Source organism: Xenorhabdus budapestensis, from assembly GCF_017743015.1.
GTDB lineage: Bacteria > Pseudomonadota > Gammaproteobacteria > Enterobacterales > Enterobacteriaceae > Xenorhabdus > Xenorhabdus budapestensis.
Genome location: NZ_CP072455.1, coordinates 317,677 through 333,234, shown reverse-complemented (window position 1 = coordinate 333,234; position 15,558 = coordinate 317,677). Strand labels below are relative to the sequence as shown.

Genomic DNA, 15,558 nt, shown 5'->3' with positions numbered 1-15,558 from the left:
CTTGAGGTCAATAACAAAACCCATAAAACTCATTAAGTGTAATTCCCTATAGCGCTAAGTTGCAAAGATTTACCAACTTTTACGAGTAATTATGAGTTTTGCTGAAGAATATCTATCTAAGTAAATATTATATTCTCATATTCTGGGCAGAGTTTATTTTTGGAATAGCGTCTATCTTGGTATGCTTTCGTACATATTTAGGCAGGAAAAAATTGCAGAATATTCTTTGTCACGTTAGGCAAAAATAATTTCAATCAAAAAACCAAAATATGTCGAAATAGAAACACCACAATAAAGTTACACCTGTCCACAAGCCGTTGCTCTCGGTATAATCACTGCGCTGTTTTTTCGTATATTCCGCAGGGAGATAACCATTTTGACCATCAAAAGCTACAACTATCATACGACCCACTTTGTCACGAGTGCACCTGACATTCGCCACCTGCCTCAAGATGTAGGCATTGAGGTCGCGTTTGCCGGTCGGTCAAATGCCGGTAAATCCAGTGCGCTGAATGCACTGACCCAGCAAAAGAGCCTTGCCCGTACCAGTAAAACTCCCGGACGAACTCAGTTGATTAACTTGTTCGAGGTGGAAGAAGGCATACGCCTCGTTGACTTGCCGGGTTATGGCTATGCGCAAGTACCGGAAGAAATGAAACTCAAGTGGCAGAGAGCATTGGGCGAATATCTCCAGAAACGTGAATGCTTACAGGGGCTGGTGGTATTGATGGATATCCGTCATCCACTAAAAGATCTGGATATGCAGATGATCGAATGGGCGGTCGTGATGCAGGTGCCAGTCATGATACTACTGACCAAAGCCGATAAACTGGCATCAGGGGCACGCAAAAACCAATTAAACAAAGTACGTCAGGAATTGGCGGGTCTGGAAGGTGATATTCAGATCGAGAATTTCTCTGTTCTGAAAAAAATCGGCATAGACAAACTTGAACAGAAACTTAATAACTGGTTCAGCCAGCCCACTATTGAGGTGGAGTAATTTCCACCTTTTCCCCTCTCATCTTCTGCAACAATCGTAAATCGCGCATAAAAAAACGCCCCAGTCAAAAGGGATGACTGGGGCAGCTAATATTCAGCTAAATCCGATTACGTGAAGTAAAAGGTCTGAAAGATAGAACATCTTACCTCTGTACCCTACGCCGACAACTCTACCCTATTTTTTTTATCAACAAAAGATTTTTTTGTAATTAATTTTCACGTAATGCCTCGATTCAGCCGCAATTATGTGATCAATATCCGTCATTACACCATTTTTATTGTAGTTTAATTACATATTTGTGGGATCTGGATCTAATCTAAAATCTAACCGAAATTCTTGTTTCACGCCCATCCACGGCATAATAAAGATAGCCACAGCGCATTTAATGAGCTGTGGATTTCATAAAAATTATTCAATAAAGATTAGTGAGCCTGATCCCAATTTTCTCCTACCCCCACATCAACTTTCAGAGGGACACCAAGCTGCATACTTTTCTCCATCAACTCCCTGATTTTCTGTTCCGCGATAGCCAGCTCTGATTCATGTACTTCAAACACCAATTCATCATGAACCTGCATAATCATACGCACATTCGGTTGTGCAGTGACGATCCAATCATCCACCGCTATCATAGCCAATTTAATAATATCTGCCGCTGTTCCCTGCATCGGGGCATTAATGGCCTCACGCTCAGAAGCCTTACGACGTATGGCATTGCGCGATTTAATATCTGGCAGATACAGACGACGACCTTCCAGCGTCTCAACAAATCCGTGTTCAGCAGCCTGTTGACGAGTGCACTCCATATATTCCAGTACACCCGGATAACGCTCAAAATAGAGATCCATATAGCGCTGGGCTTCCCCACGCGGAATACCCAATTGGCGGGACAAACCAAACGAACTCATGCCATAAATCAGACCAAAGTTAATCGCTTTCGCGCTGCGGCGCTGTTCGCTGGTAACTTGATCCAGTGGCACACCAAAGACTTCCGCGGCCGTAGCACGGTGAATGTCTTTGCCTTGTGCAAAAGCATCCAATAATCCTTTATCCTGAGATAAATGCGCCATAATCCGCAACTCAATCTGCGAATAGTCCGCAGCCATGATGCGATAGCCCTCTGGTGCAATAAATGCCTGGCGAATACGTCGCCCTTCTTCATTACGAACAGGAATATTTTGCAGGTTAGGATCACGGGAAGAGAGACGTCCGGTTGCGGTCACCGCCTGATGATAAGAAGTGTGAACACGCTGAGTCAGCGGGCTGACCATCAGCGGCAATTTATCGGTATAAGTGGATTTCAGTTTTGCCAGGCCACGGTGTTCCAAAATAATTCTCGGTAACTCGTGATCTTCCGCCAGCTCTTCCAACACTTCTTCATTCGTGGATGGTGCACCATTCGGCGTTTTTTTCAAAACAGGCAGATTCATCTTTTCAAACAAGATGACCTGCAATTGTTTAGGTGAAGCAAGATTGAACTCTTCTCCAGCCAACTCATAAGCGGCTTTTTCCAGTTCGAGCAAACGAGCCGTAATCTCCTTCGAATGTTCTGCCAACGTGTTAGCATCGATCAAAACACCTGTCCGTTCCATGCGAGAAAGTACAGGAACCAACGGCATTTCGATGTCCTGAAAAACTTTTTTCAGTGTCGGCACATTCTCTATCTGTGGATACATAGCCTGATGCAACCGCAGAGTGATATCTGCATCTTCCGCAGCATATTTTGCCGCTTCTTCCAATGGGATCTGGTTGAAAGTAAGCTGTTTTTTACCTTTGCCCGCAATTTCTTCAAAAGTCGTGGTTTTATATCCCAAATGACGCTCGGCAAGACTGTCCATATCATGCCGCCCTACAACACTGTTCAGGACATACGATTCCAGCATCGTATCAAAAACGATACCATTCAATGCCACACCGTGGCGTTCCAGTACACCGCGATCAAATTTTAGGTTCTGACCAACCTTAGGCAGGTTGGCATCTTCCAACAGCGGTTTCAGTGCTGTAAGCACTTCGTGCAGATCCAACTGTTGTGGCGCGTCCAGGTAATCGTGTCCCAACGGCAGATAAGCGGCTGCAACATTAGGTTCACCCTCTGAAGATTTGATCACTGCAACAGCAAAAGACATTCCAATCAGATTGGCAGTTAAAGTATCAAGCCCATCTGTTTCAGTATCGAACGAAAATGCTGGTGCCTGCTTTAATTTCCCAATCCATTCATCAAGAGACTTCTGATCAAGGATAGTCTGGTAGCTTTCGGGAGAAATATTAGCTACGGCAGGTGTGCTGGCTGCTGTGGATTTATTCGTCGTGCTGCTCGTTGGCTTTTGCCCGCTTTTCTCCGACGGACGGCTTTCTAACCAACTGCCATTTTGTACATCGCTCAACCAGCGTTTAAATTCATAGTGACCGAACAGCGCCAATAATTCATCGTTATCAGGTGCGGAAACCGTAAGATCCAGACAGGTTTTATCCAGCTCAACATCGGTTTTAATGGTCGCCAACTGATGAGAAAGGTAAGCAACCTCTTTATGCTGCTCCATTTTTCCACCCAGCGTTTTTGCACCACGGAAACTGAGTGTCACAATCTCATCAAGTCTGGCGTAGATCTCACTCAACCCACCAATGCCCTGTAATAGTCCTAGCGCCGTTTTCTCGCCAACTCCCGGCACACCAGGAATGTTATCGGAAGAATCCCCCATCAATGCAAGAAAATCGATAATTAATTCCGGAGGAATACCATATTTTTCAATGACTTCATCCGGCCCCAAAATGGTGTTAGTCATGGTGTTGATCAGAGTGATATTAGGTGTCACCAACTGAGCCATGTCTTTATCGCCTGTGCTAATCAGAACTGAACGTCCCTCTTTTTCTGCCTGCAACGCCAAAGTACCAATGACGTCATCTGCTTCAACCCCCGGCACAACCAAAATTGGCAGTCCCATTGCCTTGACCATCTTATGCAGCGGCTCAATCTGCTCACGTAAATCATCCGGCATCGGTGGACGATGAGATTTATATTCAGCAAATAATTCATCACGGAACGTCTTGCCTTTAGCGTCAAATACAACCGCCACATGGCTGGGTTTATATTGCAGGATTAAACTGCGCAGCATATTCAGCACACCATACATGGCGCCTGTCGGTTCGCCTGTGCTGTTTGTCAGAGGAGGGAAAGCATGGTATGCACGATAAAGGTATGAAGAACCATCAACCAAAATCAGGGGATTGTCTGCTATCTGTACCATAAAATTGTCTTCGTCGTTCTGTATATGAATAAAGAATAGAATGCCATACTGTACTGTCATAGACGAATTTTGCGATAATTTTCTCGTTCTGTTACCAATGTCCTCTATATGTCCTGACAAATATTCTGATAAATAAACTGTGGATAACTTTGTGCACAAAAAATTGGCACATAAAACAGATTTATGTTTATCCATGTTAAAAAGGAATAACTGAGAGTAAAAATCAATGAATTACGTCAAATATTATGAAAGTATTGCAACTACTTACAAATCACTGACTTGTGGATATAACCGGAGTTTATGTTATGAAAGGCTGTTTCAAGCAAGTATTGTGCCAATCTTATAGTAACAGGCACAATACTTGTATCATTTTATATTAATAGTGACTGATTATTTTTTTGTTACCAAATAATTCACAACATCAGAATATTTTTTGGCATAATCTTGAGCAGATTTAACATCTATTCCGCCATTATTAATCATATATTTTCCATTAACGAAAGTTGCCGGAACACCTTGCAGTTGTAAGGCTTGAGCCGCCTGACGTTCTTTAGCTGCCACAGATTTCACAATGAAACTATTTAATGCTGCATCATATTCTTCACCAGGAACGCCCGCTTTGATAAAAGCGTTACGGATATCAGCCTTAGTGCTGATAGTCTGAGTTTTCTGGATACCATCAAATAGAATCGGCGTTACTTTATCCTGTACTTTCATAACGATAGCAACAGCCCAAGCATCTGTCAGATCTTTACCCAAAGGCCCCAGAAAATCGACATGGTAACGTTCATGGGTAACACTAGCAGGCAGGTTTTTCTGAATCGTACCAGGCACATGATAAATATTTTCAAACTGATAACAGTGTGGACAATAAAAAGAGAAAAACTCTAAAACCTGAGGTTGATCTGCAACAGGATCTTTTAATGCAACATATTGCTTGCCTTCAGAGAAGCCAGAAGCGCTGGCATTAAATGCCATAAACACTCCCACCAATGCGAGCCAAAATTTTTTCATAGTGTTCTCCAGAAAAATTAATACATCGGGGTTAACTGTAAGGGTGGTTCCTGTAACAACTGGATTTGTTCAGAAAAAAGATTTATCTGCTTATGCCAGAAGTCACCATCAGCCATCCACGGAAATGCTTTTGGAAAAGCCGGATCTTGCCAGCGACGAGCAACCCACGCCAGATAATAGACCATCCGCATTGCACGCAGTGGCTCTATCAGCGCCAGTGTTTTCAGGTCAAACTCTGCAAATTGACCATATGACTCAAGCAGGATATCCAACTGGATCAATCTTTCCTGCCGTGAACCATTAAGTAACATCCATAAGTCCTGAATAGCCGGGCCATTGCGGGCATCATCAAGATCGACAAACCATGCCTCATCACGCCACAGGATATTACCAGCATGACAATCGCCATGCAGCCGCAATACCTGCCAATCAACATTCCATTGTGCTTCCACAGCTTTGTTCAGTTCATCCAGTGAAGTAAGGAAAGCGGCTCTGCGTCTGTCGGGGATGAGCTCGCATTCTGCCAAATATTGATATGGCTGGTATAAATATTCATTGAGATTGATAGTTGGACGGGCAGAAAATGTTTTCTGGCAACCGACTTGATGTATTTTACCCAACAATCGCCCTACATCTTCCAACTGATCAAAGTTATCAGCTTCATACTGCCGTCCGCCTACGCTGGGAAAAATAGCAAAAAAGAACCCACCATGCTCCAATACCGTCTGCCCATCAATAACCATCGGCGCAGCAACCGATAAATCTGCTTGCTGCAATGCCAGTGCAAACTCATGTTCTTCCCGAATTTGCTGCTGGCTCCAACGTTGAGGACGATAAAATTTCACGACATAACGTTTACGGTTTTCATCCATAAACTGATAAACCCGGTTCTCATAGCTATTCAATTCAGTCAAGCCAGAATCAACATACAAACCAGACTGCACCAAAGCATCCATTATTAAGTCCGGCGTAATATTTTGGAAATTAAAAGCCATTGTTTCCGTCACAACTCAGTTCTCTCTTTCATCAATCTTTAATAATCATACCCTGTGTGTACAGTCCTCAGCCAGCTTCTATAACCGTTCTTACAACAAGCATAATGATTGAAAGAAAAAATTGGTCTGTCAACAAGAGTAAGAGTTATACTCTCTTATTCCTGTAATATATTGTTACGTATTGATTTACAAGGGTTATATAACCAAATATAAAATATTTCATGACCAAGTATCAGGTGATTTCAATGATGTATCCAAAAATCAGTGGTGCAATTCTGGCTGGAGGGCTATCCACCCGCATGGGAGGAAATGATAAAGGACTATTACAATTTGGTGGCACACCATTATACCAACACATAGCAACAAAATTGCAGCCACAAGTTCATGAACTGTTGATTAATGCCAACCGTAATCAGTCGGTTTACCAGCAGAGTGGTTACCCGATTATACCGGACATTATCACTGATTTTTCTGGGCCACTGGCAGGAATGCTGGCGGTATTGAAGAAAGCTATTAATGAATGGGTTATGTTTGTCCCTTGTGATGTGCCGGATTTCCCTGATGACGTAGTGGAAAAACTTTGGCGCTATAAACAACATTCATGGGCGGCTTATGTACATGATTGCGAACGTGCACATCCGGCATTGGCTTTGATGCACCGTAGCCTGATACCCAGATTAGAAAGCTATCTTGCGTTGGGAGACAGAAAGCTGATGTTCTTTATGCAGATGATTAAAGCAAAAGCGGTCTATCTCCCTAATCCCACAGCCTTCACCAATTTGAACACACCAGAAGAGTGCCAAAACTGGCAATGCCAGCATTGGGAATGTCTTCGGGAGTCAGCATGAATCAAAGTACCTTCCCACCTAACCTGCCATTACTGGGAATTACCGCCTACAGTGGAACCGGTAAAACAACCCTGCTTAAACAGGTCATTCCTCTGTTATGTCAGCAACAAATACGTGTGGGATTGATTAAACACACTCACCATAATATGGATGTCGATAAACCGGGTAAGGATAGTTATGAACTGCGTAAGGCTGGTGCAGCACAGACATTAGTTGCCAGCCAGCAGCGCTGGGCGTTGATGACAGAAACGCCTGAATTACCTGCATTGGATCTGTACTATCTTGCCAGCCGATTTAATGCAGATTCACTAGATTTAATTCTGGTTGAAGGTTTCAAGAGCGAAGCCATTCCCAAAATTGCGCTGTATCGGCATGGATTGAATCACTCCTTTGAGGAACTGCTTGATCCCCATGTGATTACCATTGCCAGCGATATCCCGCTGGCTACCTCACTGCCACAATTTGATATTAATCGACCAGAGCAAGTGGCAGAGTTTATTGCGCAGTGGCTTTGATTAACCCCGTCAACAGAAACAGAGCTATAAAATCATCAGTAGTAGCAAATGATGCCGGTGTTAAGGTTATTCTTTTGAAAGATATCCCAAAAACCTTCTGGCTGGGATTCAATTTCACTCTCCAGGAGGTTTGCTTTTTTCCACTCGAATTTACTGAATCCGGCTTTCTCAATAGCCTGTTCATAATTTTCACGATTCCATTGATACGTCGGGAACGAATTTGCCCAGCCAAAGGCTGGCCTCCGGTGAGAGGCAGCAGCCTCTCATTAATCCCCAGGAGCATAGATAACTATGTGACTGGAGTGAGCGAGTGAAGCCAACAAAGATGCAACTTGAAAGACGACGGGTATAACTGGGAAATATTATGAAGAACTTTAACATAGAAATTAGGTGGTAAATATTTCGGTTTAGTTATCGATAGCGCAACGCCCCGGCAACTAGTCCTAGTCCAAGGGCGTTATTCCTGCCTGATAATTTATCTTTTCCTTACGTCCCTTCCGGCATCAAACCAATAAATTTGATCTTTTTCCGTGACTCACTCATCAGTACTTCCAGTTTTTCAACACAGCGCAGGTAATGCGGAGTTTTCTTATGCGCTGCGACTGCGGCTTCATCGGTATAAGCTTCGTAGATATAAAAACGGGTCGGGATTTTTTCATCCTGTAATACATCAAACCGCAGATTACCCGGCTCTTTAACAGAACCAAGATGATTATCGCGAAATACTTCGATAAATTCGTCGATCTTGTCAGCTTTGACATTAATCTCCACTAATGTGACATGCATATTATTCTCTCTTCGCTTTTTCACTCAGGAACAATTCATAAGCCTGAGCAGGCTTCTCATTGTGATGTACAACCGCCTGAACGGCTTTCAACATCGCTATCGGCGCTTCTGACTGAAAGATATTACGACCCATATCAACACCTGATGCGCCTTGATCAATCGCCTGATAGCACATCATTAACGCATCCATTTCAGGTAGTTTTTTGCCTCCCGCAATAACAATCGGTACGGGACAACCCGCTGCAATCCGCTCAAAACCGGCATCGACATAATAGGTTTTGATGATATTCGCACCCATCTCCGCCGCAATACGAGTTGCCAGAGAGAAGTAACGTTGGTCACGAACCATATCTTTGCCAACACCTGTCACCGCCATTGTTGGCATCCCATAGCGCGTTCCCTGATCCACCAGCTTGATAATGTTTTTGATAGACTGGTGCTCATATTCTGAACCGATATAGACCTGCGCTGCTACTGCACAGACATTCAGCCGCAGCGCATCTTCCATCGCTACCGCAACAGCTTCATTAGAAAGTTCAGTCAAAATGGAATTCGCACCAGATGCGCGCAGTACTACAGATTTATTTGTCGCTGGCGGAACCTGACTACGCAAAATACCGCGTGTACACATCAGCACATCGGTGTATTCAAACAGTGGAGCGATATTAATGTCGATACGTTCCAGCCCTGTCGTCGGCCCTTGAAAATAACCGTGGTCAAATGCCAACATCACCGTTTTATTGGTAGCAGGATTGAAAATCCGCGATAAACGGGATTGCATTCCCCAATCCAACGCACCACAGCCTTTCAGTTCAAACAATGTGTTCTTTTGCGGTGTATCAATGCCAAAATCTTTACCATCTTTGATATCATCTAAGTCTGCCATTTCTCCCTCCGGAAGGTTACAACGCGAAATCTATCGGATATGAATCAGAAATCGTATTGGTTAATGTTTTCTTTGGTAAAAATCACACGCTCCGGCATGACAACAATGCCATTGCCTTTCGCTTCATAGCTGTATCCCTGAACGCTGTTCGGTGAAACCTCAAGTGTACCGATATCAGGAATAACCAATTTATCCCCCACATTCAAATTGCCTTTTTTCAACATTTCATTGGCAACATGAATCGCTATCTTGCCCTGTTTCACCACATCCCACAGGGCGAACTGTTTGACTGTGCCGTTTTCTACGTAAGGACGCATCACATTCGGCGTACTGAATCCGACAATCGCCACATCCTTAAGTTTCAGGTTTTCCGCCGCTTGTGCCGCCGCAGGCAACGCATTGGCATCAGGAGCAATAATCACATCCAAATCTCCCCATGCTTTCAGAATGCCTTCCGCAGTCTGTAAAGACTTGGCGGCATCGTTATAACCAAATTGGGTAGTCACAACTTCCCAATCAGGATATTCCGCCGCAATCTTGGCTTTCGCTTCCTTTACCCATTGGTTTTGATCTGTCACAGTGGGGCTGGAGTAGAAAAATGCTACTTTTGTTTTATCCTTTTTCACTGCATGATCTTTTTTCACTTGATTAGCAGCCATTTCCACCAATATCCCACCCAGTTGTTTTGGCGTTCCCTGATCGATATAGATGGAGCGGCACTCCGGCACAGTGTCTGAATCCCAGGTCAACACTTTCACACCACGCTGCATGGCACGTTTCAGAGCCGGACACAAACCATCCGGTGATACTGCCGACACCACAATCGCGTTGTAACCCTGATTAACAAAGTTATTGATGAGCTGTACCTGCCCTGCCACACTTGGCTCAGTCGGGCCATCGTAAGTAACATCAATCCCCAAGTCTTTACCCGCAGCCTGTGCTCCTTGTCCACCACTGGTAAAGAACCCGACACCAACCAGCTTCGGAATAAATGCAATCTTGTCAGCAGCTTGTGCCCAGGAAGCACATGCCAGACTTAACGCACTTGCCAAAACCAGTTTTTTCACTATTAGTGTTTTAACTATTGGTGCTTTCATGCCTGTCTCCGCTCTTTTCTATTTCAGGAATAATTTTCTGTCTCAGGAATTTCTATCTCAGGAATAGTTCAGGAATCATTCAAGAATAGCTCATTGAAAAACCATAGCCCGCCAACGTTGCCACCAATCACGAATTTGATGGCGATGCAGTGAGACAGAGCGCCCGACCACAGCCATAATCAGCAAAGCACCAGATAATGCGCTGGATATCTGGTTTGGGATCCCCATCATCTGTAGCCCCTGCTGCAAATAGCCCACCAGCAGGACAGCCAATGCCGTGCCAATGATAGAGCCGGAGCCGCCGTAAATATTAGCTCCCCCCAACACCGCCGCAGTGATAGCTGGCATCAGGAACGAGCTGCCCAAATCAGAGCGAGCTGAACCGAAATAAGACACCAAAATAATCGCAGCCAGCGCAGAAGCTAAACCCGTTAAGACATACAACAGGCACAGTGTTTTATTGACAGGAATTGCAGCATAACGGGCAACACGGCTATTTTGCCCAATCAGAAAGACATTGCGTCCACGGTGAGTACAGTGCATAAACAGCCAGAACCCGATGACACAAACAATAAAGATAACTAACGGTACAGGCAGTTCCAGCAATGTCAGGTTAGCGAAATCAGTAAATGCAGCCGGAAAACCGCCAATGCCTTCATAACCTGTCGCACCCGATAACCCCGACAGTAATAATGCGCTACCACCAAACAGGTACATTGTCCCAAGGGTAATAACCAGAGGATTAACGCCAGTGTAGAAAATCAGCCCTGCATTAATCAAACCACAGAGCACGCCTGCAATCAGCGTCAAAGGGAGAGCAGCAACCATCGGTATCCCGGCCTGGTTCATAATCCCTAATGCAATGGCACATAAGCCGATAATCGCCCCAAACGAGATATCAATCCCACCACTGACAATTACCATCGTTAACGGCAAGGCGACAATACCAATACAGATAAAATCGCTGGTGCTAAACAGCAATACATTAATATCCAGCATCCGTGGATTTGCCATGCCAAACAACAGAATTTCCAGAACCAACAGAACAGCAAGAGCAGCTTCCCATCCATGACGTTGCCGACCATGGTTTTTAATCGCATTCATTATGACCGCCTCCTGTTTTCTTCTGCTGAATCTTTGACAGAATCATTGTCTGGCTTGAGGAAACGGGCATAACGTTGCTGACGTAAGTTCTTTGCAACGGCACTACGCAATCTGCCATCAAATACCAACACTGCCAGCAGAACCAGACCAGCAATAAAATCGTTCCACCATGCCGGCAGTCTGAGTAATACCAGCACACTATCTATCTGCGTCAGAAAATAAGCACCGAAAATAGCTCCTGTTACCGTTCCCATGCCACCGAGCAAACTAATTCCCCCCAAAACACAGGCGGCTATCGCTTTCATTTCCAGCCCGCTCCCGGTCTGATTCGGGATAAAACCAATCTGGGCGACAAATACAATGCCCGCCAACGCCGCCATTACGCCGTTCACGGCAAAGGCTGTAATACGAATACGACTAATAGGCACACCAAGCTGACGAGCACCTTGCAGATTGTCGCCCGTGGCATAGAATCCGCGACCAAAATTAATCATCCTCAACATCCACGTCATTACCAGAACCAGCAATATCAACAACCATCCAATGGGAGAAATCCCGAATAAGATTGGGTTAGCGAGCGCTTTCACATCCGCAGGTAATCCCTCAATCCATTTACCGCCTGTCAGCAACAACATCAAACCACGATACAAACCCAGCGTACCTAACGTCGCGACAATGGCCGGAATTTTCAGCCATACTACCAGCACGCCATTTACCAAACCTGCCGTCACACCGGTCAATAGTGTTATCAGGCAAGCTACCGGCAATGGAAAATCCGCATTGAGTGACATTCCCAATACGACAGCACACAACCCCATTGTTGAACCAACAGAGACATCAATATTGCGGGTGAGCATCACCAGCGTTGCCCCCATTGCCAATAACATCAGGATTTGCGCATTAGAGAAAATCATCGTGATGGTCTGGAAATTGAAAGTATGGTGTTCCAGGCTTCTTAACAGAAGAAACAAACCTAAAATGGCAGTCAGCGCGGTGACTTCACGATTGTTCTGGATAAAGTTTTGGATAAACTTCAGCATGATGCCCTCTCGCCATTTTCCTGTTCACCAAAAGAAAGATGCATAATCGCATCCACACTCATGCTGGATTTATCAAGGTGACCACAAATTTCGCCGTGGTGCATAACCAATACCCTATCCGCCAACTGTACGACCTCATCAAGATCAGACGAAATAAGCAAAACTGCCACTTGCTGGCTGGCAATGTTACGGATCAGTTGATAAATTTCATGGCGTGCGCCGACATCAACACCACGTGTCGGCTCATCAATAATCAAAACGGCTGGCTTTGCTTCCAAGCATTTGGCAATCAAAATCTTTTGCTGATTCCCGCCGGACAGGGTACGCGCAGGTTGGTTGGCATGACTGTAACGAATATTGAGCGCCCGGCGATAACGCTCAAGCACTGCGGCATCATAAGCAGGACGAGTCCAAAACGTGCTTTGGTTGTGGATCAGTGAACAAACATTCCAACTCAGGGGAGCATCGAGGAACAATCCCGATGCCTGTCGATCTTCCGGCAGATAAATCAGGCCACATCGCAATCGTGCTGCTGTATCCAGTGGGTTGAGTACCTGTTGGTGCAAACGGATCTCGCCACTCACAATAGGCCGCAATCCGTATAGCGTTTCCGCCAGTTCTGTACGCCCTGCTCCAACAACTCCTGCCAAACCAACAATTTCTCCCGCCTTCAAGGTCAGACTGATATTACGAAAACCTTCACCACACAGAGAAACCACTTCGAGCACTGGAGCCTGAAGATTGCTATCGGATAAATGATTATCGGCGTCCAACCATAGTTTCTGCGTTTCTGTTAATGCAGATAATGCAGAAGCTTTTGCCTCCGGCGTAATTGCCCGAATGATTGTTTCAGTCGAAAAATCCACAGTCGGCCCACTGAGTGCAATCCCTCCATCCCGCATAACACTGACACAGTCAGCAAACTGGCGAATTTCAGGTAATTTGTGGGAAATAAAAATGATCCCCACTTGTTGCTGTTGCAACTCCCGTACCCGTTCAAACAATCGCTCTGTTTCCGCAGGAGTCAGAGAAGCTGTCGGTTCATCAAGGATCAAAATACGGGAATTGCGCATCAGACCACGCATGATTTCCACCATCTGTTGATCTGCTACATCCAGACTTCCGGCTGACGCATTCAGATCCAACCGACAATTCAGTTGCACCAACAATTGTTGCATACGGCTTTTACTGGCTTGATGCTTAGGCAGATAGAACAGAATGTTTTCCTGAACAGAAAGATTGGGAAATAACAAAGGTTCCTGCGGTACTAGATAAATACCTAACTGATGGGCTTTGGCTGGTGTCAGATGGTTAATGGTATTTCCTTCCAACATCAGTGTTCCGGCATCCGGCTGTTCAAGACCCGCAATGATTTTCACCAGCGTCGATTTACCAGCCCCATTTCCTCCTAACAAAGCATGAACCTGTCCTGACATCAGAGTAAAATCAACCTGTTTCAACACCACCAAACCGGAAAACTGTTTACCGATCCCCCGGACAACCAGAAGCGGTGGTGTATTGGCAGCATGTTTTTGCGATGAATGTATTTGCAATGAATCATTGGCGGAATTGCTTTGTGACATCATGCTACCTCAGGGGGTTTATGATTTTCGCGGCTGTACCTTATTGCTGTTTTCCATTTCTAATCCCGGATACTTAACCCCAATATCAATGTGAACATTTATCTTTTAAAATAACTTTTGTTCAAGACTCTAATCCATAATCTGAGTTTTTTGCAATATTTCGATCACATTTTGTGAAAAAGTTAGATCTTCATTAAAATATGTTCAATTTTTTGCGGCATACCTCTGGTACATCAGAGGCTTTCATGCTTAATTCTTTTCCAGGGGATTAAAGAAGTTGTTATGACGATCAAATCAAACAAGAAAAAATCAGTATCAGAGAAAGACGTGTCATCCGGTGAGTTTTATTATCCGGGTCATAGTTCGGGTAATACCTATATAGGTAATAACTATATAGGTAATAGCTATACTGAAAACAGCTATCCAGGAAACAGCATGAGTGAAGAAGAACTACTGGCACGAGTTGCCTGGTTTTACTATCACGATGGTCTGACACAAGGGGACATCGGTGAACTGCTTGGCCTGAGCCGCCTTAAGGTTTCCCGTTTGCTGGAGAAAGGGCGGAAATCCGGTGTGATCCATGTTCAGATCAACTCACGCTATGAAGGGTGTCTGGAGCTGGAAGATACCCTTAAAAAACGCTTTAACCTCAATAAAGTGCGCGTTATACCAGACCTTGAAGGGATTAATCTGAATACCCGGTTGGGTACCGGAGCAGCTCATCTGTTGATGTCACTGATTGAACCTCGCCAACTTTTGTCCATTGGTTTTGGTGAAGCCCCTATGTGTACTTTGCAACATCTGAGCGGCTTTATTTCTTCCCAACAGATCCGGCTGGTGACGCTATCGGGTGGCGTTGGCCCTTATATGACAGGTATTGGTCAGCTCGATGCAGATTGCCCTGTCAGTATCATTCCTGCTCCACTGAGGGCATCAACCCAACAAGTCGCCACAACATTCCGCGAAGAACGCAGCGTGCGGGATGTGATACTTACCGCCTGTGCCGCCGATATCGCAGTCGTGGGCATTGGGGCAATCAACCAGAGACAACAGGCGACTATTATGCGTTCCGGTTATATCAGTGATGGTGAACAACTGATGTTTGGGCGCAAAGGGGCTGTGGGAGATATTCTCGGTCACTTTTTCAATACCGAAGGGGAACTGGTCGGTGATATCGACATTCATCAGGAACTGATTGGCCTTACCTTGTCAGAGCTGAAAACCATTCCGAACGTGATTGGTGTCGCTGGTGGTATTGAAAAAGCCGAAGCTATTGTTGCCGCACTGAAAGGGGGCTATATCAGTTCGCTGGTCACGGAAGAAAAAACCGCAAGGGCTATGCTGATGTGATCGTCTAATCATTTATCCCCAACAGGATAGGGGATATCCCCTGTGCCACATCGTAGTCAGTAATCAACAACCGGTAAGCTAATAAGATAACGACA

14 protein-coding genes are annotated in these 15,558 nt (G+C 44.9%); 4 read left to right on the top strand and 10 right to left on the bottom strand.

The features are described from left to right. Positions 1–376: 376 nt before the first annotated feature. Positions 377–1,000, top strand: coding sequence for a ribosome biogenesis GTP-binding protein YihA/YsxC (gene yihA / locus HGO23_RS01350; RefSeq protein ID WP_099134943.1), 624 nt, complete (start codon positions 377–379; stop codon positions 998–1,000). Between the two features lie 93 nt (positions 1,001–1,093). On the opposite strand, the gene spfP is transcribed toward yihA, so the two are convergent. The 4 genes from spfP to HGO23_RS01335 all read right to left on the bottom strand — a co-directional run bounded on the left by spfP (position 1,094) and on the right by HGO23_RS01335 (position 6,254). Beyond that, positions 1,094–1,141, bottom strand: a complete 48-nt coding sequence (spfP, locus tag HGO23_RS20120; RefSeq protein ID WP_438361642.1) for a small protein SpfP — start codon at positions 1,139–1,141, stop codon at positions 1,094–1,096. Positions 1,142–1,422: 281 nt separating this feature from the next. Next, the gene (gene polA, locus HGO23_RS01345; RefSeq protein WP_209028672.1) at positions 1,423–4,245 is read right to left on the bottom strand and encodes a DNA polymerase I; all 2,823 of its coding nucleotides are present in this window, start codon (positions 4,243–4,245) and stop codon (positions 1,423–1,425) included. A 390-nt stretch (positions 4,246–4,635) separates the two neighbouring features. Further along, the gene (gene dsbA, locus HGO23_RS01340; RefSeq protein ID WP_099134941.1) at positions 4,636–5,259 is read right to left on the bottom strand and encodes a thiol:disulfide interchange protein DsbA; all 624 of its coding nucleotides are present in this window, start codon (positions 5,257–5,259) and stop codon (positions 4,636–4,638) included. A 17-nt stretch (positions 5,260–5,276) separates the two neighbouring features. Then, positions 5,277–6,254 (bottom strand): serine/threonine protein kinase, encoded by a 978-nt coding sequence (locus tag HGO23_RS01335; RefSeq protein WP_099134940.1) that lies wholly within the window; start codon positions 6,252–6,254, stop codon positions 5,277–5,279. A gap of 248 nt (positions 6,255–6,502) precedes the next feature. Between HGO23_RS01335 and mobA the strand changes: the two genes are divergently transcribed. Beyond that, a complete protein-coding gene (mobA, locus tag HGO23_RS01330) occupies positions 6,503–7,102 on the top strand; it encodes a molybdenum cofactor guanylyltransferase MobA (RefSeq protein ID WP_209028671.1) in 600 nt (199 codons plus the stop codon). Then, the gene (mobB, locus tag HGO23_RS01325; RefSeq protein WP_209027688.1) at positions 7,099–7,617 is read left to right on the top strand and encodes a molybdopterin-guanine dinucleotide biosynthesis protein MobB; all 519 of its coding nucleotides are present in this window, start codon (positions 7,099–7,101) and stop codon (positions 7,615–7,617) included. The genes mobA and mobB overlap by 4 nt, the downstream gene beginning before the upstream one ends. Positions 7,618–8,103: 486 nt before the next feature. On the opposite strand, the gene lsrG is transcribed toward mobB, so the two are convergent. The 6 genes from lsrG to lsrA form a co-directional block, all read right to left on the bottom strand. Beyond that, positions 8,104–8,403, bottom strand: coding sequence for a (4S)-4-hydroxy-5-phosphonooxypentane-2,3-dione isomerase (gene lsrG, locus HGO23_RS01320; RefSeq protein ID WP_099134936.1), 300 nt, complete (start codon positions 8,401–8,403; stop codon positions 8,104–8,106). Between the two features lies 1 nt (position 8,404). Beyond that, entirely contained in the window at positions 8,405–9,289 is an 885-nt protein-coding gene (gene lsrF / locus HGO23_RS01315; protein WP_209027686.1) for a 3-hydroxy-5-phosphonooxypentane-2,4-dione thiolase, read from the bottom strand. Between the two features lie 44 nt (positions 9,290–9,333). Continuing rightward, positions 9,334–10,386 (bottom strand): autoinducer 2 ABC transporter substrate-binding protein LsrB, encoded by a 1,053-nt coding sequence (gene lsrB / locus HGO23_RS01310; RefSeq protein ID WP_209027684.1) that lies wholly within the window; start codon positions 10,384–10,386, stop codon positions 9,334–9,336. A gap of 90 nt (positions 10,387–10,476) precedes the next feature. After that, on the bottom strand, positions 10,477–11,490 hold the full coding sequence (gene lsrD / locus HGO23_RS01305) for an autoinducer 2 ABC transporter permease LsrD (RefSeq protein ID WP_209027682.1): 1,014 nt from the start codon (positions 11,488–11,490) through the stop codon (positions 10,477–10,479). After that, positions 11,490–12,518, bottom strand: coding sequence for an autoinducer 2 ABC transporter permease LsrC (gene lsrC, locus HGO23_RS01300; RefSeq protein WP_425330511.1), 1,029 nt, complete (start codon positions 12,516–12,518; stop codon positions 11,490–11,492). The genes lsrD and lsrC overlap by 1 nt, the downstream gene beginning before the upstream one ends. A gap of 5 nt (positions 12,519–12,523) precedes the next feature. Beyond that, positions 12,524–14,113 carry an autoinducer 2 ABC transporter ATP-binding protein LsrA gene (gene lsrA / locus HGO23_RS01295; RefSeq protein ID WP_209028670.1) on the bottom strand — a complete coding sequence of 530 codons (1,590 nt, stop codon included), beginning with the start codon at positions 14,111–14,113 and terminating at the stop codon, positions 12,524–12,526. A gap of 435 nt (positions 14,114–14,548) precedes the next feature. On the opposite strand from lsrA, the gene lsrR reads away from it, so the two are divergent. Further along, positions 14,549–15,463 (top strand): transcriptional regulator LsrR, encoded by a 915-nt coding sequence (gene lsrR, locus HGO23_RS01290; RefSeq protein ID WP_244589859.1) that lies wholly within the window; start codon positions 14,549–14,551, stop codon positions 15,461–15,463. Positions 15,464–15,558 lie beyond the last annotated feature (95 nt).